The sequence below is a fragment of the Hydrogenophaga sp. R2 genome, assembly GCF_049843595.1.
Lineage (GTDB): Bacteria > Pseudomonadota > Gammaproteobacteria > Burkholderiales > Burkholderiaceae_C > Hydrogenophaga.
The window spans coordinates 536,232-557,286 of sequence record NZ_JBBHZN010000002.1; the positions used below are offsets into that span (position 1 = coordinate 536,232).

At 67.5% G+C, this 21,055-nt stretch carries 27 protein-coding genes; 10 read left to right on the forward strand and 17 right to left on the reverse strand.

Going from position 1 to position 21,055, the window contains the following annotated elements; translation table 11 throughout:
• Window positions 1-24: 24 nt before the first annotated feature.
• The 10 genes from WD026_RS11080 to WD026_RS11125 form a co-directional block, all read right to left on the reverse strand.
• Window positions 25-612, reverse strand: a complete 588-nt coding sequence (locus WD026_RS11080; protein ID WP_425723708.1) for a cyclic nucleotide-binding domain-containing protein — start codon at window positions 610-612, stop codon at window positions 25-27.
• 120 nt (window positions 613-732) lie between these two features.
• On the reverse strand, window positions 733-1,149 hold the full coding sequence (locus WD026_RS11085; RefSeq protein WP_425723709.1) for a F0F1 ATP synthase subunit epsilon: 417 nt from the start codon (window positions 1,147-1,149) through the stop codon (window positions 733-735).
• A 69-nt stretch (window positions 1,150-1,218) separates the two neighbouring features.
• Window positions 1,219-2,625, reverse strand: coding sequence for a F0F1 ATP synthase subunit beta (atpD, locus tag WD026_RS11090; protein WP_425723710.1), 1,407 nt, complete (start codon window positions 2,623-2,625; stop codon window positions 1,219-1,221).
• Window positions 2,626-2,672: 47 nt separating this feature from the next.
• Window positions 2,673-3,539 carry a F0F1 ATP synthase subunit gamma gene (gene atpG / locus WD026_RS11095; RefSeq protein WP_425723711.1) on the reverse strand — a complete coding sequence of 289 codons (867 nt, stop codon included), beginning with the start codon at window positions 3,537-3,539 and terminating at the stop codon, window positions 2,673-2,675.
• A gap of 30 nt (window positions 3,540-3,569) precedes the next feature.
• Complete coding sequence (gene atpA / locus WD026_RS11100; protein WP_425723712.1) at window positions 3,570-5,132, reverse strand: F0F1 ATP synthase subunit alpha; 1,563 nt, start codon at window positions 5,130-5,132, stop codon at window positions 3,570-3,572.
• Window positions 5,133-5,179: 47 nt separating this feature from the next.
• Window positions 5,180-5,710: a F0F1 ATP synthase subunit delta gene (locus WD026_RS11105; protein WP_425723713.1), complete on the reverse strand. Its 531-nt coding sequence runs from the start codon at window positions 5,708-5,710 to the stop codon at window positions 5,180-5,182.
• A gap of 31 nt (window positions 5,711-5,741) precedes the next feature.
• Window positions 5,742-6,212 carry a F0F1 ATP synthase subunit B gene (locus tag WD026_RS11110; protein WP_425723714.1) on the reverse strand — a complete coding sequence of 157 codons (471 nt, stop codon included), beginning with the start codon at window positions 6,210-6,212 and terminating at the stop codon, window positions 5,742-5,744.
• Window positions 6,213-6,332: 120 nt separating this feature from the next.
• Window positions 6,333-6,578, reverse strand: a complete 246-nt coding sequence (gene atpE / locus WD026_RS11115) for a F0F1 ATP synthase subunit C (RefSeq protein ID WP_009519254.1) — start codon at window positions 6,576-6,578, stop codon at window positions 6,333-6,335.
• A 78-nt stretch (window positions 6,579-6,656) separates the two neighbouring features.
• Window positions 6,657-7,523 carry a F0F1 ATP synthase subunit A gene (gene atpB / locus WD026_RS11120; RefSeq protein ID WP_425723715.1) on the reverse strand — a complete coding sequence of 289 codons (867 nt, stop codon included), beginning with the start codon at window positions 7,521-7,523 and terminating at the stop codon, window positions 6,657-6,659.
• 45 nt (window positions 7,524-7,568) lie between these two features.
• Window positions 7,569-8,075, reverse strand: coding sequence for an ATP synthase subunit I (locus WD026_RS11125; protein ID WP_425723716.1), 507 nt, complete (start codon window positions 8,073-8,075; stop codon window positions 7,569-7,571).
• Between the two features lie 187 nt (window positions 8,076-8,262).
• On the opposite strand from WD026_RS11125, the gene WD026_RS11130 reads away from it, so the two are divergent.
• The 5 genes from WD026_RS11130 to WD026_RS11150 are packed head-to-tail and all read left to right on the forward strand — an operon-like array spanning window position 8,263 to window position 11,916.
• Window positions 8,263-8,535: an HP0495 family protein gene (locus WD026_RS11130; protein ID WP_425723717.1), complete on the forward strand. Its 273-nt coding sequence runs from the start codon at window positions 8,263-8,265 to the stop codon at window positions 8,533-8,535.
• A gap of 11 nt (window positions 8,536-8,546) precedes the next feature.
• Window positions 8,547-9,239: a lipoyl(octanoyl) transferase LipB gene (gene lipB / locus WD026_RS11135; RefSeq protein ID WP_425723718.1), complete on the forward strand. Its 693-nt coding sequence runs from the start codon at window positions 8,547-8,549 to the stop codon at window positions 9,237-9,239.
• Between the two features lie 39 nt (window positions 9,240-9,278).
• Window positions 9,279-10,286: a lipoyl synthase gene (gene lipA, locus WD026_RS11140; protein ID WP_425723719.1), complete on the forward strand. Its 1,008-nt coding sequence runs from the start codon at window positions 9,279-9,281 to the stop codon at window positions 10,284-10,286.
• 1 nt (window position 10,287) lies between these two features.
• Entirely contained in the window at window positions 10,288-10,983 is a 696-nt protein-coding gene (locus WD026_RS11145; protein ID WP_425723720.1) for a helix-turn-helix domain-containing protein, read from the forward strand.
• A 60-nt stretch (window positions 10,984-11,043) separates the two neighbouring features.
• Window positions 11,044-11,916, forward strand: a complete 873-nt coding sequence (locus tag WD026_RS11150) for a DMT family transporter (RefSeq protein ID WP_425723721.1) — start codon at window positions 11,044-11,046, stop codon at window positions 11,914-11,916.
• On the opposite strand, the gene ptsP is transcribed toward WD026_RS11150, so the two are convergent.
• From ptsP to WD026_RS11175, 5 genes are read right to left on the reverse strand one after another with little or no spacing between them, the layout of a single operon-like run.
• A complete protein-coding gene (gene ptsP / locus WD026_RS11155) occupies window positions 11,913-13,664 on the reverse strand; it encodes a phosphoenolpyruvate--protein phosphotransferase (protein ID WP_425723722.1) in 1,752 nt (583 codons plus the stop codon). The two genes, WD026_RS11150 and ptsP, sit on opposite strands and share 4 nt — an antisense overlap.
• On the reverse strand, window positions 13,661-13,930 hold the full coding sequence (locus WD026_RS11160) for an HPr family phosphocarrier protein (RefSeq protein ID WP_425723723.1): 270 nt from the start codon (window positions 13,928-13,930) through the stop codon (window positions 13,661-13,663). Before WD026_RS11160 ends, ptsP begins: the two co-directional genes overlap by 4 nt.
• Window positions 13,899-14,345, reverse strand: coding sequence for a PTS sugar transporter subunit IIA (locus WD026_RS11165; RefSeq protein ID WP_425723724.1), 447 nt, complete (start codon window positions 14,343-14,345; stop codon window positions 13,899-13,901). The genes WD026_RS11160 and WD026_RS11165 overlap by 32 nt, the downstream gene beginning before the upstream one ends.
• Before the next feature lie 10 nt (window positions 14,346-14,355).
• Window positions 14,356-15,630 carry an MFS transporter gene (locus WD026_RS11170; RefSeq protein ID WP_425723725.1) on the reverse strand — a complete coding sequence of 425 codons (1,275 nt, stop codon included), beginning with the start codon at window positions 15,628-15,630 and terminating at the stop codon, window positions 14,356-14,358.
• The gene (locus tag WD026_RS11175) at window positions 15,627-16,166 is read right to left on the reverse strand and encodes a hypothetical protein (protein WP_425723726.1); all 540 of its coding nucleotides are present in this window, start codon (window positions 16,164-16,166) and stop codon (window positions 15,627-15,629) included. The genes WD026_RS11170 and WD026_RS11175 overlap by 4 nt, the downstream gene beginning before the upstream one ends.
• Before the next feature lie 53 nt (window positions 16,167-16,219).
• Between WD026_RS11175 and WD026_RS11180 the strand changes: the two genes are divergently transcribed.
• On the forward strand, window positions 16,220-17,488 hold the full coding sequence (locus WD026_RS11180; protein WP_425723727.1) for a CaiB/BaiF CoA transferase family protein: 1,269 nt from the start codon (window positions 16,220-16,222) through the stop codon (window positions 17,486-17,488).
• Window positions 17,489-17,890, forward strand: coding sequence for a thioredoxin fold domain-containing protein (locus WD026_RS11185; protein ID WP_425723728.1), 402 nt, complete (start codon window positions 17,489-17,491; stop codon window positions 17,888-17,890).
• Window positions 17,891-17,899: 9 nt separating this feature from the next.
• On the opposite strand, the gene WD026_RS11190 is transcribed toward WD026_RS11185, so the two are convergent.
• Window positions 17,900-18,598, reverse strand: coding sequence for a DUF4197 domain-containing protein (locus WD026_RS11190; protein WP_425723729.1), 699 nt, complete (start codon window positions 18,596-18,598; stop codon window positions 17,900-17,902).
• A 61-nt stretch (window positions 18,599-18,659) separates the two neighbouring features.
• Between WD026_RS11190 and WD026_RS11195 the strand changes: the two genes are divergently transcribed.
• Window positions 18,660-19,214, forward strand: a complete 555-nt coding sequence (locus tag WD026_RS11195; RefSeq protein ID WP_425723730.1) for a TlpA family protein disulfide reductase — start codon at window positions 18,660-18,662, stop codon at window positions 19,212-19,214.
• Window positions 19,215-19,233: 19 nt separating this feature from the next.
• Here WD026_RS11195 and WD026_RS11200 read toward each other — a convergent pair whose 3' ends face one another.
• Complete coding sequence (locus WD026_RS11200; protein ID WP_425723731.1) at window positions 19,234-19,686, reverse strand: c-type cytochrome; 453 nt, start codon at window positions 19,684-19,686, stop codon at window positions 19,234-19,236.
• Window positions 19,687-19,814: 128 nt separating this feature from the next.
• Here WD026_RS11200 and WD026_RS11205 point away from each other — a divergent pair, with 128 nt between their 5' ends.
• Both WD026_RS11205 and WD026_RS11210 read left to right on the forward strand, forming a co-directional pair.
• Window positions 19,815-20,495, forward strand: coding sequence for a cytochrome b/b6 domain-containing protein (locus tag WD026_RS11205; protein ID WP_425723732.1), 681 nt, complete (start codon window positions 19,815-19,817; stop codon window positions 20,493-20,495).
• 34 nt (window positions 20,496-20,529) lie between these two features.
• Window positions 20,530-21,027 carry a GNAT family N-acetyltransferase gene (locus tag WD026_RS11210; protein WP_425723733.1) on the forward strand — a complete coding sequence of 166 codons (498 nt, stop codon included), beginning with the start codon at window positions 20,530-20,532 and terminating at the stop codon, window positions 21,025-21,027.
• Window positions 21,028-21,055: the final 28 nt, after the last annotated feature.

Consider the following 21,055-nt stretch of genomic DNA (forward strand, 5'->3'; position numbering starts at 1 on the left):
TCGGAGCTGGCGTCCTGCCCTGGGTCAGGCCTTGGGTTCGGCCTTGTCCGAGGACCGCTCGGCGCGGATGCGGTTGTTCATGACCACATTCAGCTCCTGCTGCAGCACCCGGTTCATCTGCGCGAAGGTGCGCAGCTTGCGGGTGGTCTCGCGCAGGCGGTCGGACATGCGTTTGGTGATGGCCAGGAGCAGCCGGGCGCCCACGCCCGGCTCGTCGCGCAGCAGCCGCATGAGCGCCGTACGGGTCAGGATGCCCACCGTGATGTCGGTGTTGGCGGTGCAGGTGGCCGAACGGGGCGAGCCATCGATCACGCCCATTTCGCCCAGCAGGCTGCCCGGGCCGATGATGGTCACCACCATGCTGTCGCCGGCGCCCGGCAGCTCGTTCTCGACCGCGATGTCGCCCGAGAGCAGCAGCAGCATGTAGTCGTTGTAGCGGGCCTCGCCTTCCTGGATGACGATGGTGCCGGCCTTGAAGCGCTTGGGCTTCATGTAGGCCACCACCCGGGCCGCGTCGGCCAGGCTCAGGTCGGCCAGGGCCGAAGGCGTCACCAGCAGGTGCGCCGCAGCTTCTTCTGCGGGCAGATGGGAGACGTCGAATTCGGAGGTCATGCGCGGTCGGGTGTGATGAGCCTCACATGGTAGGGCTCACCGCACCGCGTGTGCAGCAGGCACCAGCAAAAAGACCGGCCAGAGCCGGTCTTTTTTCTCACTTGCCGCCAGGGCCGTGGATCACTTCTTCTGGCGGTATTTGCGCAAGGCTGCGATCTGGGCCGCCATGACGGCCAGCTCGGACGTGGCCTTGGCCAGATCGATGTCGCTCTTGGCGTTCTTGAGGGCTTCCTCGGCCTGGGCCCGGGCTTCGCTGGCCTTGGCTTCGTCCAGATCGTGGCCGCGGATGGCGGTGTCGGACAGCACGGTGATGCAGTCCGGCTGCACTTCCAGAATGCCACCGGCCACGAAGACGAACTCTTCGCCGCCATCGGCCTTCTCGATGCGCACGGCACCGGGCTTGATGCGGGTGATCAGCGGGATGTGGCCGGGCAGGATGCCCAGCTCACCGGCTTCACCCGGCAGGGCCACGAACTTGGCCTCGCCCGAGAAGATGGACTCTTCGGCGCTGACCACATCGACGTGGATGGTGCTCATAGGGACTCCTGTGAAAGATGGATGGGACCTCGGGTTCGGACCCGCTCAACGCGGGCCCGGCGCCGGATCTCAGGCCATCTTCTTGGCCTTCTCGAAGGCCTCGTCGATGGTGCCGACCATGTAGAAGGCCTGCTCGGGCAGGTGATCGCACTCACCGGCGGTGATCATCTTGAAGCCACGGATGGTTTCCGACAGCGGCACGTACTTGCCGGGCGAACCGGTGAACACCTCGGCCACGTGGAACGGCTGCGACAGGAAACGCTGGATCTTCCGGGCGCGGGCCACGGCCAGCTTGTCTTCCGGCGCCAGTTCGTCCATGCCCAGAATGGCAATGATGTCGCGCAGTTCCTTGTAGCGCTGCAGGGTGCCCTGCACCGAACGGGCCACTTCGTAGTGCTCCTGACCCACCACCAGCGGATCGAGCTGGCGGCTGGTGGAGTCCAGCGGATCCACGGCGGGGTAGATGCCCAGAGCGGCGATGTCACGCGACAGCACCACGGTGGAGTCCAGGTGGGCGAAGGTGGTGGCAGGCGACGGGTCGGTCAGGTCGTCGGCCGGCACGTACACGGCCTGGATGGAGGTGATGGAGCCCACCTTGGTGGAGGTGATGCGCTCCTGCAGGCGGCCCATCTCTTCGGCCAGCGTCGGCTGGTAGCCCACGGCGGAAGGCATGCGGCCCAGCAGGGCGGACACTTCGGTACCGGCCAGGGTGTAGCGGTAGATGTTGTCCACGAAGAACAGCACGTCACGGCCTTCGTCGCGGAACGACTCGGCGATGGTCAGACCGGTCAGGGCCACGCGCAGACGGTTGCCCGGCGGCTCGTTCATCTGGCCGTACACCATGGCCACTTTCGACTCGGGCAGGTTCTCCAGGTTCACGACGCCGGAGTCGGCCATCTCGTGATAGAAGTCGTTGCCCTCACGGGTACGCTCGCCCACACCGGCAAACACCGACAGACCCGAGTGGGCCTTGGCGATGTTGTTGATGAGTTCCATCATGTTCACGGTCTTGCCCACGCCGGCGCCACCGAACAGACCCACCTTGCCGCCCTTGGCGAACGGGCACACCAGGTCGATCACCTTGATGCCGGTCTCCAGCAGTTCCTGCGAGGGGCTCAGCTCGTCGTAGGCCGGGGCCTTGCGGTGGATGGAAGCGGTCAGCTCCTGGCTCACCGGACCACGCTCGTCGATGGGCGTGCCCAGCACGTCCATGATGCGGCCCAGGGTGGCCTTGCCCACCGGCACGGTGATGGGGGCGTTGGTGTTGGTCACGACCATGCCGCGGCGCAGGCCGTCGGACGAGCCCAGGGCGATGGTACGCACCACGCCGTCACCGAGCTGCTGCTGGACTTCCAGCGTCAGGGCCGAGCCCTCCATTTTCAGGGCGTCGTAGACGCGCGGCATCTGGTCGCGGGGGAATTCCACGTCCACGACGGCGCCGATGCACTGGACGATCTTGCCTTGTACTTGAGACATGATGGGTACCTTCTGTTTTCTCTGGATTCGGTAGGACGTCGGCGGTATCAGACAGCGGCTGCGCCGGCGACGATTTCCGACAGCTCTTTGGTGATGCCGGCCTGGCGGGTCTTGTTGTAGACCAGCTTGAGTTCGCTGATGACGTTGCCGGCGTTGTCGGTGGCGGCCTTCATGGCCACCATGCGGGCCGACTGCTCGGACGCCATGTTCTCGGCCACGGCCTGGTAGACCTGGGCTTCCACGTAGCGCAGCAGCAGGTCGTCGATGACGGCCTGGGCATCGGGTTCGTAGACGTAATCCCAGTCGCGGCCGGTGTTGCCTTCCTGCAGGTCGCTGGCCTTCAGGGGCAGCAGCTGTTCCACGACGGCTTCCTGCTTCATCGTGTTGATGAAGCGGGTGTAGCAGACGAAGACCGAGTTGATGCGACCTTCGGTGTAGGCGTCGAGCAGCACCTTGACGGGGCCGATCAGCTTGTCGAGGTGCGGGGTGTCGCCCAGCGAGGTCACGCTGGACACCACCTTGGCACCGACCCGGTTCATGAAGCCCAGGCCCTTGTTGCCGATGGCCACCACCTGGGCGTCCTGGCCCTTGGCCTGCAGGGCCTTGAGCTCGTTGGTCACCGCACGCAGCACGTTGGTGTTGAGACCACCGCACAGACCCTTGTCGGTCGTGACGACGACAAAACCAGCGGTCGTGGCGTCGTTGGTCTGCATGAACGGGTGCACGTACTCCGGGTTGGCCTTGCTCAGGTTGCCGGCGATCTGCCGCACCTTCTCGGCGTAAGGCCGGGCCGCACGCATGCGGTCCTGCGCCTTGCGCATCTTGGAAGCGGCGACCATTTCCATGGCTTTGGTGATCTTCTTGGTGTTCTCCACCGATTTGATCTTGCCGCGGATTTCCTTGCCTGCTGCCATTGCTGCTCCTTTATCGGGTCAATGGACGGCTCAGTACGTGCCGGTCTTCTTGAACTCGGCGATGGCAGCGGACAGCTGGGCTTCGGCTTCCTTGTCCTTGTCCAGCGCCTTGCCGCCTTCCATCTTCTGCAGCAGGGCAGCGTGCTTGTCCTTCAGGAAAGCATGCAGACCGGCTTCGAACGACAGCACCTTCTTGACTTCGACGTCGTCCAGGTAGCCCTTGTTCACGGCGAACAGCGAAGCGGCCATCAGGGAGATGGACAGCGGGCTGTACTGGGCCTGCTTCAGCAGCTCGGTCACGCGGGCACCGCGGTCGAGCTGCTTGCGGGTGGCCTCGTCCAGATCGGAGGCGAACTGCGCGAAGGCAGCCAGTTCACGGTACTGGGCCAGGTCGGTACGGATGCCGCCGGACTGCTTCTTGATCAGATCGGTCTGGGCTGCACCACCGACGCGCGACACCGAGATACCGGCGTTGATGGCGGGACGGATACCGGCGTTGAACAGGTTGGTTTCCAGGAAGATCTGGCCGTCGGTGATCGAGATCACGTTGGTCGGCACGAAGGCGGACACGTCACCGGCCTGGGTCTCGATGATGGGCAGTGCGGTCAGCGAGCCGGTCTTGCCCTTGACTTCACCCTTGGTGAAGGCTTCGACGTAGTCGGCGTTCACGCGGGCGGCGCGCTCGAGCAGACGGCTGTGCAGGTAGAACACGTCGCCGGGGTAGGCTTCACGGCCCGGGGGACGGCGCAGCAGCAGCGACACCTGGCGGTAGGCCACGGCCTGCTTGGACAGGTCGTCGTACACGATCAGGGCGTCCTGGCCGCGGTCGCGGAAGTACTCGCCCATGGTGCAGCCGGCGTAAGCCGACAGGTACTGCATGGCGGCGGATTCGGAGGCCGAGGCGGCCACGACGATGGTGTAGTCCATGGCGCCGGCCTGCTCGAGGGCGCGCACCACGTTCTTGATCGACGACGCCTTCTGGCCGATGGCGACGTAGATGCAGGTCATGTTCTGACCCTTCTGGTTGATGATGGCGTCGATGGCCACGGCGGTCTTGCCGGTCTGGCGGTCGCCGATGATCAGCTCGCGCTGGCCACGACCGACGGGCACCATCGAGTCGATCGACTTCAGACCGGTCTGCACCGGCTGGTCCACCGATTTGCGGGCGATCACGCCGGGAGCGACCTTCTCGATCACGTCGGTCAGCTTGGCGTTGATCGGGCCCTTGCCGTCGATGGGCTGGCCCAGGGCGTTCACCACACGGCCGATCAGCTCGGGACCGACCGGCACTTCCAGGATGCGGCCGGTGCACTTGACCGTGTCGCCTTCGGAGATGTGCTCGTATTCACCCAGGATCACGGCGCCGACCGAGTCGCGCTCGAGGTTCAGGGCCAGGCCGAAGGAGGGCACGCCGTCCTTGTTGGCGGGGAATTCCAGCATTTCGCCCTGCATCACGTCCGACAGGCCGTGCACGCGCACGATGCCGTCGGTCACGGACACCACGGTGCCCTGGTTGCGCACATCGGCAGAAGCGGCCAGACCCTCGATGCGGGACTTGATCAGTTCGGAGATTTCGGCGGGATTGAGTTGCATGACTCTTTCCTTCTTTCGTTAGGGGTTTGCGCGCCTGAGGGTCGGCCTTAGGCCGTCAGGGCAACTTTCATCTGTTCCAGGCGGGCTTTGACCGAGGTGTCGAGCACCTCGTCACCCACCACGACGCGAATGCCGCCGATGAGCTCGGGCTGCAGTTCGACCTGGAGGTTGAGTTTGCGGCCGAAGCGCTTCTCCAGCACGCCGGACAGGTCGGCCAGGGCGGCCGCGTCCAGCGGGAAGGCACTGTGGACCACGGCATCAAAGGCGCCCTGCTGTGCGTTCTTCAGCGCACGGAACTGGGCGGCGATCTCGGGCAGCGCTGCCAGACGACCGTTCTCGATGACGGTGCGCAGGAAGTTCTGACCGATGCCATCGAGGGCCGACTTCATCACGCCGGTCACCAGGCCATACACCTGGTCGACGGTGGACTTGGGGTTGTCGGCGAACTGGCGCAGCTGCTCGTTGGCAGCCACGGCAGCCAGCTCGTCCAGCCAGGCGGTCGCGCCGGCTGCACCGTTGCCGGTGGCCTTGAACAGCGCTTCCGCATAGGGGCGGGCAATGGTGGCGATTTCAGCCATGGTTGTCCTTTGATTGCCGGGGGGCAGTGGATCAGAGTTCGGTCTTCAGGCGGTTCAGGAGGTCGGCATGCACGCTGGCATTGACTTCCTTGCGCAGGATCTGCTCCGCACCCTTGACGGCCAGAGCGGCCACCTGCTCGCGCAGCTGTTCGCGGGCCTTGACCACCTGGGCTTCCGCTTCCTGGCGGGCAGCGGCGACGATCTTGGCAGCCTCCTCGGTGGCGCGGGCCTTGGCTTCCTCGAGGACGGCCTGGGCGCGGCGCTCGGCGTCGGCCAGACGGGTGGCGGACTCGTTGCGCGATTTGCTCAACTCCTCTTCAACCCGCTTGTTGGCCACGGCCAGCTCGGACTTGGCCTTTTCAGAGGCGGCAAGACCTTCGGAAATCTTCGCGGCACGCTCATCCAGGGCCTTGGCGATCGGGGGCCACACGAATTTCATCGTGAACCACACCAGGATCGCAAAGACGATGGCCTGCGCAAAGAGGGTTGCATTGATGTTCATCGCAACGCCTTTCTGTGTGTTGACAAGAGTGGTGACGCTCCGGCTGCCAGGGGACCGGGAATCAGCGGCGTGCGGCCTTGGCCGTCACGCGCCCCGAGTCCGCCTGGGCAGCAGACCCGATTACAGGGTGAACGGGTTGGCGAAAGCGAACAGCAGGGCAATGGCCACGCCGATCAGGAAGGCGGCGTCGATCAGACCGGCCAGAATGAACATCTTGGTCTGCAGGTCGTTCATCAGCTCGGGCTGACGGGCCGACGATTCGAGGAATTTGCCGCCCATCAGTGCAATACCGATGGAGGCGCCGATGGCGCCCAGACCGACGATGAGACCGCAAGCCAGTGCGACAAGACCCAGAACGTTTTCCATGATGACTCCTAGTTGATGGAAGTGAGTTGAGAAAGGAAAGAAACGAGAGATACCCCAGCGCGTCCGAAAACGGTCGCGTCAGTGAGCGTCATGCGCTTGACCCAGATAGATCAGGGCCAGCATCATGAAGATGAACGCCTGCAGGACGATGACCAGAATGTGGAACAGCGTCCAGATCGTGCCGGCGATCAGGTGTCCGACGAAGAAGAGTCCACCGCCGAGCGAGAGGGTGGCGTAAGCACCCAGCAGCGCGATCAGCATGAACACCAGCTCACCCGCGAACATGTTGCCAAACAACCGCATGCCGTGCGAAACCGTCTTCGCCACGAACTCGATCATCTGCATCAGGAAGTTCACCACGCCCAGCAGCAGCGCCCACACCGGGTTCTTGCTGGTGCCGAAGGGCGCGCACACGAGCTCGTGCGCCCAGCCGCCCAGGCCTTTGATCTTGATGTTGTAGAACAGGCAGAGCAGCAGCACCGACACCGACAGACCCAGGGTGGTCGAGAGATCGGCGGTGGGCACCACGCGCAGGTAGTCGGGGTAGCCCATGGCAGGGCCGGCTTTGTGCCAGATCTGGGGCAGCAGGTCGACCGGCAGCATGTCCATGAAGTTCATCATGAAGATCCAGACGAACACGGTCAGCGCCATGGGAGCCACCAGCTTGCGGCTCTGGGCGTTGTGGATGACCGACTTGGCCTGCTGGTCGACCATCTCGACCAGCATTTCCACCGCCGCCTGGAAGCGGCCCGGCACGCCGGCCGTGGCCTTGCGCGCGGCCAGCCACAGCACGAACACGGTGAGCAGACCCAGCACGCTGCTGACCACCACCGAGTCGATGTTGATCACGGAGAAATCGACGATGGATTTCTGCTTGACGTTGGTCAGGTGGACCAGGTGGTGGCGAATGTATTCGCCCGGGGTCAGAGTACCTTCAGCAGCCATGTTCGTTTTACCGATGGTCAGAGGACGGCGGTTGCCCGGCCACCCTCAACGTTGAGCACGCGATCTGCGCGACTGGATCCAGAAACCCAGCCAGTAGACCTTGAGAACCAGCACCAGCCCGATCAGAAGGCCGGGCCAGCTGAGGTCGGGCACCACCCATCTCGCCGCCACCAGCATGGCCATGGCGAGAAGGATCTTGACGCCTTCCCAGAAGAAGAAACCCGCCAGCGCGGCCTGGGCCACACCCGACAGGGATCGGGCCAGCGCGCTGGACGTCATGCCCCAGGCCATCAGAGCCGAAGGCAGCGCCACCGCGCAGGCACCATACAAAACCGACATCGACACGGACACCGAACGGGTGACCAGGGCCGCAAGAGCCGCCAGACCCAGACCCATCAGGCACTGGGCCGCCACCAGGTGCCAGGGCGATAGCTCCGGCTGGGTGGACCGCCACTGCTGCGCCTGTTCGCGCGTCAGCGGCTTGAATTCGGGTTCCTGCACCCCATCTTCTTCATCGGTCAGCGCTGGCGGGTACGACGTGCGGTTCTGCATGTTCGTGCCCACGAGTTACAGACGGGTTACGAAGGTGTCCGGGTTGCAAAGCCATTGATTATACGTAGAAACCCGATGGGTCCGTCAAGGCTCGGCTGACGCTTGCGTACCCTGCCCCGGTAGGCATGCCGGCCCGGCTGCGGCGGGGCCTGCACATCGATAATCGGCGCCTTCGCCTGGAAGCCCCATGAACATCCCGCCCGAGCAGTCCCTCATCGAATACCCGTGTCACTTCCCCATCAAGGTGATGGGCGCGAATGTGGACGGTTTCCTGGCGGCCATGGTGCATGTGGCCACGGCCTTCGACGCCGGGTTCGACGCTGCCACCGTCGAACAGCGGCCCAGCAAGGCCGGCAACTACATGGGCCTGACCCTGTCGGTGCGCGTGACCAGCCGCGAACAGCTCGACGAGCTCTACCGCACCCTGACCAGCCACCCCATGGTCAAGGTGGTGCTCTGAGCAGGCCGGCCATGGAGCTCCGGTGGCTGGGTCGGGTGGATTACCTGCCCACCTATGAGGCCATGCAGGCCTTCACGGCGCAGCGCACGGCCGGATCGCCTGACGAGCTCTGGATCTGCGAGCACCCGCCGGTGTTCACCCAGGGCCTGGCCGGTCGGGCCGATCACCTGCTCTCGCCGGGCGGCATTCCGGTGGTGCCCACCAACCGCGGCGGGCAGGTCACCTTCCATGGCCCGGGCCAGGTGGTGGCCTATCCGCTGATCGACCTGCAGCGGACCGGTTACTTCGTCAAGGAATACGTCTACCGGGTGGAAGAGGCCGTCATCCGCACGCTGGACCACTTCGGCGTGACCGGGCACCGGGTGGCCGGCGCGCCCGGCATCTATGTGCGGCTGGACGACCCTTTCGGCCACGCGCGCCTGCCGCAGGCCCCTGGCCGCCGCGAACCCGGCAGCCCGCCACCCGAGCCGGACTTCACCGGCGTGGGCAAGATCGCCGCGCTGGGCATCAAGGTCAGCCGGCACTGCACGTACCACGGCGTGGCCCTGAATGTGGCCATGGACCTGGAGCCCTTTCTGCGCATCAACCCTTGTGGCTACGCGGGTCTGCCGACGGTGGACCTTTCTACAATCGGCGTTTCCGTTTCCTGGGACGATGCGGCCCGCGTGCTGAGCCAGAAGCTCATGGCCATGCTGGGTTCCTGAACTCCCTGCAACCCTGCGGCCACGAGCCGCCGTCTGGCCATGAGCAGCCCTTCCAACCCGTCTGCGCCGACCGTCCGCGAAGCCGAACCGGCCGCGACCTACGATCCCACCGCCAAGCAGAAGAGCCAGGCCAAGACGGCGCGCATCCCGATCAAGATCGCCCCGGCCGAGGTGCTCAAGAAGCCGGAGTGGATCCGCGTGAAGGCTGGCAGCCCCACCACCCGCTTCTACGAGATCAAGGACATCCTGCGCACCAACAAGCTGGTGACGGTGTGCGAGGAGGCCAGCTGCCCCAACATCGGCGAATGCTTCGGCAAGGGCACGGCCACCTTCATGATCATGGGCGACAAGTGCACCCGCCGCTGCCCGTTCTGCGACGTGGGCCACGGCCGCCCCGACCCGCTGGATGCCGACGAGCCGCTCAACCTGGCGAAGACCATTGCCCAGCTCAAGCTGAAGTACGTGGTGATCACCAGCGTGGACCGCGACGATCTGCGCGACGGCGGTGCCGGCCACTTCGTGGAGTGCATCCGCAAGACGCGCGAACTGTCGCCCGAGACCACCATCGAGGTGCTGGTGCCCGACTTCCGCGGCCGCGACGACCGTGCGCTCGACATCCTCAAGGCCGCGCCGCCGGACGTGATGAACCACAACCTGGAAACCGTGCCGCGCCTGTACAAGGAAGCGCGCCCCGGCTCCGACTACGCCTTCAGCCTGAACCTGCTCAAGAAGTTCAAGGCGCTCTTCCCGCAGGTGCCCACCAAGAGCGGCCTGATGGTGGGCCTGGGCGAGACCGACGAGGAAATCCTGCAGGTGATGCAGGACATGCGCGACCACCAGATCGACATGCTCACCATCGGCCAGTACCTGGCACCCAGCGGTCACCACCTGCCGGTGCGCCGCTACGTGCACCCGGACACCTTCAAGATGTTCGAGGCCAAGGCCTACGAGATGGGCTTCACCCATGCCGCCGTGGGCGCCATGGTGCGCAGCAGCTACCACGCCGACCAGCAGGCCCATGGCGTGCTGGAGTCCCTCGCCAAGTGACATGGACGGCCCCGCGCACGACCACCTGAGCGTGCGCGCCTACGGCGCCTCCCACGGCAGCCACGACCACGATCACTTCCAGATCCTGGTCGGTCTGGACGGCATGCTGGAACTCGAAGTGGCCGGGCGCGGACGGCGCATCGGGGCCGGACAGGGCTGCGTGGTGCCCCCCGGCGAGCGGCACGATTTCGAATCCCGCCACGGCGCCCGCTGCCTGGTGCTGGACAGCCGGGCGCCCGGCTGGGCCTCGGTGCAGCAGCACCCCGCCGGCGCCACCTGGGCCCTGGCCCGCTACCTGGCCGATGCCTGCCGCCAGGCTCTGCCGCAGGCGCAGCAGGTCGGCCCCGCTCTGTTGCTGGAAAGCTGGGGCGCCGCCACCGGCACGGTGCCACGCCTGCAGCGCATGCAACGTCCCATCGACTGGACCGGTCTGGCCGACTGGGCCCGCACCCGCTGGAAACATGACCGGCTGGAAGTGGCGGACCTGGCCCGGCAGGTGCATCTGAGCCCGGCGCAGTTTGCGGCCCGGTGCCGCAGCGAACAGGGCCGGAGCACGCAGCAGTGGTTGCGCCAGCTGCAGCTGGACCAGGCAGAGGCACTGCGTGCGCAGGGCCTGGGCATGGCGCAGGTGGCCCGGCTCAGCGGGTACCGCTCGCCATCGGCCCTGACGGCTGCGCTGCGACGCCGCAACACCTGACCCGCGTCGCACAACGGCTTACCCGCGTCGCGCGACGATGCGCTCGGCGATGATCGGGGCATGAACTCCGCCAACCTGCTGGCCCTGTGCGCCATCGCGCTGTGGGCCTCGCTCGCGGCACTGGGTGTGTCGCTCGCCCACGTTCCGCCATTCCTGCTGACCGGCCTGTCCCTGCTGATGGGCAGCCTGATCGCGTTGCCGCTCTCGCGCTTCGACCTGCGCCAGTGGCGGGTGCCGCCCACCACACTGGCCCTGGGCGTGTACGGGCTGTTCGTGTACCACTTCCTGCTGTTCATCGCGCTGCGCCACGCGCCGCCGGTGCAGGCCAATCTGGTGAACTACCTGTGGCCCCTGGGCATCGTGGTGATGGCGCCGCTGTTCCTGCGCGGCGTGACCCTGTCCGCCCGCCACATCGTGGCCGCGCTGGTGGGTTTTGCCGGTGCCGCGCTGGCCATCCTGGGCGGCAGCGGCCAGGGCGGGGGCACGGGTGTGGTCTGGGCCTGGGGTTATGTGCCCGCGCTGCTGGCGGCCTTCATCTGGTCGAGCTATTCGCTGCTGACGCGGCGGGTGGCGGCCTTCCCCACCGCGGCCATCGGCAGCTTTGCGGTGGTGTCGGGTCTGCTGTCCCTGCTGTGCCATGCGCTGCTGGAGCCGGCGGTGGACCTGAGCGTGCGCGACCTGCTGCTGATCGCCCTGCTGGGGCTCGGGCCGCTGGGGGGTGCCTTCTTTTTGTGGGATGCGGCCCTCAAACGGGGTGACCCACGTCAGATCGGGGTGCTGAGTTTCCTCACGCCACTGCTGTCCACCCTGGTGCTGCTGGCGGTGCGCGGCGAAAAGCCCAGCCTGAGCGTGGCCGCCGCAGCGGTGATGATCATCGGCGCGGCCATCGTGGCCACCCGGGCACCGGCCGCAGCGAAGGCCCGGCACGCCTAGTCGCGCAGCAGGGTGGCCGGGTCGTCGGCCGTCAGCACGCGCTGCGCCCAGGCTTCGAGCTTGGCCGTGTCGCTGCGCAGGATCTGCTGCTTGACCTGCAGGATCTGCGAGGGGTGCATGGAAAAGCTGCGCAGCCCCATGCCCAGCAACAGGCGGGTCATGGCCACGTCGCCCGCCATCTCGCCACACACGCTCACGCTCTTGCCCTGCGCCCGCCCCTGGGCAATGGTGCCGGCCACCAGCTGCAGCACGGCCGGATGCATGGGGTCGTAGAGGTGCGACACCGCCTCGTCGGCCCGGTCGATCGCCAGGGTGTACTGGATCAGGTCGTTGGTGCCGATGGAGAGAAAGTCGAAATGCTTCAGGAACATCGGCACCGTGAGCGCGGCCGCCGGTATCTCGATCATGGCGCCCAGCTTCACGCGGCCATGGGGCTGGCAGGCGGCGTCCAGCTGATCGCGGGCCTTCTGCACCAGCGCCAGCGTCTGGCGGATCTCGGTGGCGTGGGCCAGCATGGGGATCAACAGATTGACCGGCCCGTGTGCGGAGGCCCGCAGGATGGCGCGCAGCTGCTCCAGGAACATGGCCGGGTCGGCCAGGCTCCAGCGGATGGCACGCAGGCCCAGCGCCGGATTGAGGTGGTCGTCGCTGCGGGCGGTGTTGCGGTCCAGCGGCTTGTCGGCGCCCACGTCCACCGTGCGGATGGTTACCGGCAGGCCCTGCATGCCCTCCACCGCGGCACGGTAGGCCTGGTACTGCTCCTCTTCGTCCGGCAGGCGTCCGTTGCGGCCCATGAACAGGAATTCGCTGCGGAACAGGCCCACACCCACCGCGCCGGCCTTGAGCGCCGCCACCGCATCGGAGGGCTGCTCGATGTTGGCCAGCAGCTCGATGGTCTGCCCATCCAGCGTGACCGCCGGTGTGTGCTTGAGCCGTGACAGGCGCTCGCGCTCGATCTCGCCCTGGCGCTGCTTGAAACCGTATTCGGCCAGCACGATGGGCGAGGGGTCGACCACCACCACACCGGCATCACCGTCGATGACCACCCAGTCGTCCTGGTTGATGAGGTGGCTGGCCGAGCGGGCACCCACCACGGCGGGGATGTCCATGCTGCGGGCCACGATGGCGGTGTGGCTGGTCTTGCCACCCACATCGGTCACGAAGCCGGCGAACACGCTCTGCTTGAACTGCAGCATGTCGGCCGGGGACAGGTCGTGCGCGATCAGCACCAGGGGCTCGTCGCCCCCGCCCTGGCGCGCACCACCCGGCTGACCGGGCAGGTCCATGGGCGACTCACCGCCGCGCATCACCCGCAGCATGCGCTCGACCACCTGCTCCAGGTCGGCCTTGCGTTCACGCAGGTAGGGGTCCTCCATCTCGTCGAACTGGCGGGCGATCAGCTCCAGCTGCGTGGTCAGGGCCCACTCGGCGTTGTAGCGGCGCTCGGTGATCCAGTGCTTCACGCCGCTGGTGAGCTGCTCGTCCTGCAGCAGCATCAGGTGCACGTCGAGCAGTGCCGTGAGTTCGGGGTGGGCGTCGGCCGGACCGAGATCGTGCAGGCCCTGCTGGACGCGGGCGATGTCTTCCGACACCACATCGCGCGCACGCCGCAGGCGCTGGATCTCGGCCTCGATCTGGTCGGGCTGCACGAAGTAGTGCGCCACGTCCACCCGGCTGGAGGCGACGATGACCGCCCGCCCGATGGCCACGCCCCGGGACACCGCCAGGCCGTGCACGCTGAAGGTCATTCGCCCTCGCCGAACTTGTCGTTGATGAGGGCCACGATGGCGTCCATGGCGGCCTGCTCGTCGGCGCCGCTGGTCTCGATGTCGACCGTGGTGCCGATGCCGGCGGCCAGCATCATGACGCCCATGATGCTCTTGGCGTTCACGCGGCGGTCGCCGCGCGACATGAACACGTCGCAGGCAAAGCTGCCGGCCAGCTTGGTGAGCTTGGCCGAGGCCCGGGCGTGCAGGCCGAGCTTATTGCTGATGGTCGCGGTGGTCTTGATCATGGGTGGAGCGGCGGGCCTGGTTCTGGGGAGCGGTCACGGCCACCTGGATGACGCCCTGGGTGGCGCCCACCAGAGCCCGGGTAACCAGCGCGTCGAGCGACTCGTGGCGGTACGACACGGTGCGCAGCAGCATGGGCAGGTTCACGCCGGTGATGAGCTTGGTGCTCACGCCGTCCACCAGCTTCTGCGCCACGTTGCAGGGGGTGGCGCCGAACACGTCGGTCAGCACCAGGGTCTGCTTCAGGCCGGTCTGGCGCACCAGCATGCGGGCCTGGGCCAGCGACTCTTCGGGTGGCACATTGGGCTGGACGTCCAGGGCGGCCACCGCGTCGGTGGCATCGGGAAACACATGCAGCACGCATTGCCGCAAGGCCGATGCGAGCGGCGCGTGGGCCACGATGAGGATGCCGTTCATGTCGCGCAGTTTAGCGGCCCTGCCGGCGCCAGGCCCGCCAGAAACGGGCATAGGCCAGCACGCAGGCCAGCGCGAACACCAGGATGGCGGCGCGGAAACGGTCGGGCTCGGACCAGCCGGTCAGGCTGAAGGCGTCGATGAGCAGGCCGATGGCCCACTGCACCAGAAAGACCCCCAGGAAGATGGCCAGGTTGAAAGCCGACAGCCCCCGGCCCGCGGCCTGCGGCGGCAGCGCCATGCCGATGGCGGGCTGCGACAGCGTGACCACGGTGCTGGTGGTGCAGAACAGCGCCCACATCACCCAGCCGGCCTGCCCGCCCATGAGCACGATGGCGAGCAGCAGCGCCAGGCTCAGCGGCTGCCCCCAGGCGATCAGGTCTTCGGGCCGGATCTGCCGCCGCGCCAGGTGCGGCGATACCAGGCCCCAGAGCCAGAAGGTCGTGAGCATGGACAGGTTGATGCCGAACAGGCCGGCCGCCGCCTGGGCCGGGGTCTGCCCGCCGAGCTTGACCATCCACGGCCCGGCCCACAGCGTCTGCACCGCGATCATGCCGCCGTAGTTCACCAGCCCCAGCGGCAGCAGCTGCTGGAAGTAAGGGTGGCGCCACACGATGCCGTAGCCCGGCGCCACCGCGTCGGGGCCGCCGGCGTCCGAGGCCTCGGCGGGCTGGCGCCAGGCCGGCGCGGTCAGGGCCAGCACCACCATGCACAGCAGCGTGGCGGCGGCCAGCGCCCAGAACAGGCCACGCCAGCCGATGTGGGGCAGCAGCCACTGCACCGGCAGCGTGGAGGCCACCATGCCCAGCGAGCCGGTCATGAGCATCCAGGAGTTGGCGCGCAGCTGGGTGGCCGGATCGAGCCAGCGGCGAAAACCCGTCAGCGGCGCCATCAGGCAGGCGCTCACGCCCATGCCCACCAGCACGCGCGAGGCCAGCAGCCCGGCAAAGCTCTCGGCCAGCGCAAAGGCAGCACAGCCCAGCACCGCCATGACCAGGAACCCCAGCACCACCCGACGCGGTCCATGCCGGTCCAGCCAGTTGCCCATGGGCAACTGGGTCAGGGCAAAGCCGAAGAAGTAGCCGCCGGCCAGCAGACCCAGGTCGCTGGCGCTGAGATCGAACTCCGCGCTCAGCGTGGGCGACAACGTGGCCGTGACGGCCCGCATCAGGGCCGAGAAGAAGTAGGTCAGCGCGAACGCCAGGAACACCAGCACCGCCACGCGGGCGCTCAGGCGGTCATCCGGGGCGGCCGGGGTGGTCGCCGCTGCCGTCGCGGTGGCGCTCATGGCAGCTGCAGGCCTTCGAAGAAGGTGGTGCTTTCCTCGCGGCCGATGCCGGCGCCATAGATCGCTGCCTGGTACACCCGCGTGCCCTTGACCAGGTAGAGCACCCGGGCCTGGGTGGCGCTGCCGTCGTGCCGCACGCCCTGCACTTCCATGCCCTCGGTGCGTTCGGCGCCCGGGACCGTCTGGGTCCAGCCACGCGCGGCATCCGGCGCTGCCTTCAGGCTGATCAGCGAGGCCAGCCGCCACTGAACCAGTGCGGCCGACACCCGCTCCGCGCTGCCCACGTCGGCCCAGGCCAGGGCGAAGGTCACGCCACCGGCATCGCAGCTGAGCATGTTCAGCGGCGTGACCGCGCCCCCCAGCGGGGTGTCACGGCGGGCCTCGTCGGGCTTGCAGGGCATGAGCGCCTGCAGGGCAGCGCCGTCGGGACGCACGGTGCGCCAGTTGAAGGTGGGGCTGCAGGCTGACAGCAGCAGCGCCGCCAGCACCAGGGCGGGCAGCGTCGCCGGGGTGACGCGCGAAGGGCGGAAGGACATGGGGATGGTCGATCGGAGAGGCGGGCGGCCCGGCACTCGCGCACAATGACCGCATGAATGCTCTGGATGGTATCCGCATACTCGATTGCTCCCGCGTGCTCGCGGGCCCCTGGTGCACCCAGACGCTGGCCGACCTGGGGGCCGACGTCATCAAGGTCGAGCGCCCGCCCGGCGAACGCCATCCCGGTGGCGACGACACCCGGGGCTGGGGACCGCCCTTCCTGCGCGGTGCGGACGGACAGGACACGGCAGAGGCCGCCTACTACCTGGGCGCCAACCGCAACAAGCGCTCCATCACCTGCGACATCGCCACCCCCGCCGGACAAGCCCTGATCCGCGACCTGGCCCGCTATGCCCACGTGTTCGTGGAGAACTACAAGGTCGGCGACATGGCCCGCTACGGGCTGGACTTCGAGAGCCTGCGTGCCATCAACCCCCGGCTGGTGTACTGCTCCATCACCGGCTTCGGCCAGACCGGGCCCTATGCCGATCGTGCGGGTTACGACTACGCGGTGCAGGGCATGGGCGGGCTGATGAGCGTCACCGGCGAACGCGACGACCTGCCCGGTGGCGGCCCGCAGAAGGTGGGCGTGGCGGTGGCCGACCTGTTCACCGGCCTGTATGCGACGGTGGCCATCCAGGCCGCGCTGCGCCATGCCGAACGCACCGGCGAAGGCCAGCACATCGACATGGCCCTGCTCGACACCCAGGTCGCCATGCTGGCCAACCTGGGCGCCAACTACCTGGTGCGTGGCCGCGAGGAAGGCAAGGTGCCCGGGCGCGCGGGCAATGCCCACGCCAACATCGTCCCCTACCAGGTGTTCGAGGTGGCGCCCGACGAACAGGGCCGGCCGCAGCACATCATCCTGGCGGTGGGCAACGACGGGCAGTTCGCTAAGTTCTGCGACGTGGCGGGGCGGCCCGACATCGCGGCCGACGAGCGCTATGCCCGCAACCAGAACCGGGTGCGCCACCGCGAGGTGCTGGTGCCCCTGCTGGAATCCATCATGAAGACACGGCGCAAACACGACTGGCTGTCCGCGCTGGAAGCGGCCAAGGTGCCCTGCGGCCCGATCAACAACCTGGCCGAGGTGTTTGCCGACCCGCACGTGCTGCACCGGGGCATGGTGCACGAGTGGCAGCACCCGCTGAGTGCCACACCGGTGGCCCTGGTGGCCAGCCCCCTCAAGCTCAGTGCCACACCGGTGCGCACCGACCTGCCGCCGCCCCTGCTGGGTCAGCACACCGAGGCGGTGCTGGCCGACTGGCTGGGCATGAGCGCACAGGACGTGGCCGCGCTGCGCGAGAAAGGCGCCATCTGAATGGCAGGCCAGCACCTGCCCGTCCCCCGCTCGCTGCGCGGCGCCGCACAGGCCGCGGCCCAGCGCGGTGAGCCGCTGGTGGTCATGACCAGCCTGGCCGGCTGCGTGTACTGCGAGGTGGTGCGCAACAGCCACCTGGGACCCATGCTGAAGCGGGGCGAGGTGGTGGCGGTGGAGATCGATGTGCGGGACCGGCAATCGGTGCTGCAGGGATTTGCCGGCGAGACCAGCACACCGGCCAACATGGCCACCGCGTGGAAGGCGCGTTTCACGCCCACGGTGCTGTTCTTCGGGCCGGACGGGCGTGAACTGGCCGAGCGCCTGGTGGGCGTGGCGGTGCCCGACTTCTACGGCGAGTACCTGGACGCCCGCCTGGCCGAGGCCCGACGCCGGCTGCGCTGAGGTGATCGCTCAGCGCAGGGCGCCGAACACCTTGGACAGCACCGCGCTGCCACTGCCCACCGGGTCCTGCCGGATCTTGCGCTCCTCCTCGCCGATGATGGTGTAGAGGCCGTCGAGCGACTTGCCGGTGACGTAGCGCTGGATGTTGGCGTCTTCCTTCTTCACCAGCCCCATGCCGGCGGCCTTGCCCGCCACATCGTTGTAGCGCTGGGCCAGACCCACCTTCTCGGTGGCCCGGGTCACCACCGGCAGGAACTTGTCGCCCAGGGGTACGCGGGTGCGGTCGGCAAAGAACCGGGTGACCGAATCGTCACCGCCGGTGAGGATGTTCTTGGCATCGGTCACCGTCATGGACTTGACCGCGCCCACCAGCAGGTCACGCCCCATCGGCACCGCGGCCTCGGCGGCGCGGTTCATGCTGGTCACCAGTTCGTCCACCTTGGGGCCCTGGCCGGTGAACTTCATGAGCTTGGCCGCGTCCTCCAGATAGCCCGGCAAGGGAATCCGAACTTTCGGATTGCCCAGGAATCCATCCGGTCGGCCCAGCAGCGCCACGGCCGCCGTAGCGCCCTTCTCCAGCGCCACCTTGATGCCCTGCGCGGCGTCCTGGTTGCTGATGTCGGAGAGCGACAGTGCCCAGGCCTGCTGCTGGACTGCCCACAACAGGAGGCCGACGGAAGCGTGCTGGGTAAACTGACGGCGCTGCATGGGTTCCTCCTGACAGTGACGAATCGACGACCAGCGGTCAATGTAGCCCCCGGAGCATCCCATGACAACCTCGCGTCTTCCCGCCGAACACCCCCTCTCGCTGCCGCTCGCATCCCGCCGCCGTTTCCTGGGTGGCACCGGTGCGGTCGGCCTGGCCGGTGCCGCCGGCCTGCTGGGTCTGACCGGCTGCAGCAGTGGCGATCCGGCCCCGCCGTCGACCTTCGTGCTGCTCGATGGCAGCCAGATGCGCACCGCCGACATGGTGGGCAAGGTCACGCTGGTGAATTTCTGGGCCACCACCTGCGTGTCCTGCGTCAAGGAGATGCCCGAGCTGGTGGCCACTTACAACAAGTACCAGGCGCGCGGCTACGACACCGTGGCCGTGGCCATGAGCTACGACCCGCCGGCCTGGGTGCAGAACTTTGCCCAGTCGCGCCAGCTGCCGTTCAAGGTGGCACTGGACAACACCGGCGAGATCGCCCAGGCCTGGGGCGACGTGAAGCTGACCCCGACCACCTACCTGGTCGACAAGAAGGGCCAGATCGTCAAACGTTACGTGGGCGAGCCCTCGTTCGAGGCCCTGCACCAGCTGATCGAGAAGCTGCTGGCCGCGTGAGGTCGGCCAGCCGGGCCCGTCAGTCCTTGCGGTAGTTGTCGTGGCAGGCCTTGCAGCTCTGGCCCACCGCGCCGAAGGCGGTCTTGATGGCATCGAGGTTGCCGGTCTTGGCGGCGGCATTGAGCTTGGCAGCCTCGGCCTGGAACTTGTCGGCGCCCGCCTTGAACTGGGCCTGCTCGGTCCAGATGGCCGGCAGCGCACGGGTATCGCCCTTGTCGGTGCCGGGGCCGAAGGCGTCCCACGGCAGCTTGGACATCGTCTCCACCAGCGCCGCGTTGTCGGCCGCCACCTTGGCGTCAAAGGGCACGCGGCCGTTGGCCATGGCACCGATGCGGCTGAAGTGCGCTGCCATCACGGTGAAGGCGCCCTTGCGGTACTTGACCGCGTCTTCGGGCTTCTGGAACTGGGCCATGGCGGGCGCGGCCGATGCGAGGGCAACAGCAGCCAGTGCAATGCTGAGGGCTTTCTTCATGGAAACTCCTGTGGGGAAGCGGGCGCCACCGTGGTCGACCGCTGTGGCAGATTAAACACCCTGCACATGACCGCTGGCCGCAGGGCCGCTTGTCCTTCGGTTTTCTTCGGGCTTTACAGGAGCTGAGCATGCATCGAGTTCGTGTCTGGGACCTGCCGACCCGGCTGTTCCACTGGTCCCTGGCGCTGGCGGTGCTGGGCCTGCTGGTCACCGGTCAGATCGGGGGCAACGCCATGAACTGGCATCTGCGCTTCGGTCAGGCCGTGCTGGCGCTGCTGCTGTGGCGCCTGATCTGGGGCCTGGTCGGCGGACACTGGTCCCGGTTTGTGCGCTTTGTGTACGGACCGTCGTCGCTGCTGGCCTATCTGCAGGGCCGGTCGCCAGCGCTGCACCGCGTGGGCCACAGCCCGCTCGGTGCCCTGTCGGTCTGGGCCATGCTGCTGGTGCTGGCCACCCAGGTCGGCAGCGGTCTGATGACCGATGACGAGATCGCCTTCTTCGGCCCGCTGGTGCCTCTGGTGGGTGGCGAGTGGGTGTCGACCGCCACCCGCTGGCACAAGTCGGTGGGGCAATGGCTGGTGTTGGGACTGGTGGTGCTGCACATCGGTGCGCTGGTGGCCTACCGCCTGCGGGGTCATCCGCCGCTGGTGACGCCCATGGTCACCGGCGACAAGCTGCTGCCCGAGCCCGCACCGGCCAGCCGGGACGATGCCCTCAGCCGTGTGCTGGCCCTGGTGCTGCTGGTGGCGTCGGCCGCCGTGGTGGTCTGGGTGTTCGGGCTGTCCGGCAGCGGGGCTGGCGTATATTGACCGTCCGTCCCGCCCCTGCGAGCCCCTGCTTTCGATGACCGACCCGTCCGTTCCCCTGATCGACATCCGCCTGGCCGAGGGCGCTGCCGACATCGCGGCCATCCGCGAGCTGTTTGCCGACTACCAGACCGACATCGGCATCGATCTGTGTTTTCAGGGGTTTGCGGATGAACTGGCCGCCCTGCCCGGCGACTATGCGCCACCCGCAGGCGCGCTGCTGCTGGCCACGGTGGACGGCCAGCCGGCGGGCTGCTGTGCCCTTCGCCCCCTGCTCAACACCGACCACCTCGACGCGTGCGAGATGAAGCGCCTCTTCGTGCGCCGCGCCTTCCGAGGCTTCGGTCTGGGCCGGCTGCTGGTCGAGCGCATCATGACCCTGGGTCAGCTGGCGGGCTACACCACCATCCTGCTCGACACCCTGAGCGACATGGAAGCCGCACGGGCGCTCTACCAGGAAGCGGGGTTCGTGGAGGTGGCACCCTACTACCACAACCCCATCCCGGGCGCCCATTACCTCAAGGCCGATCTCTGACGTGACAAAGGCCACCCGGGTCAGCCCG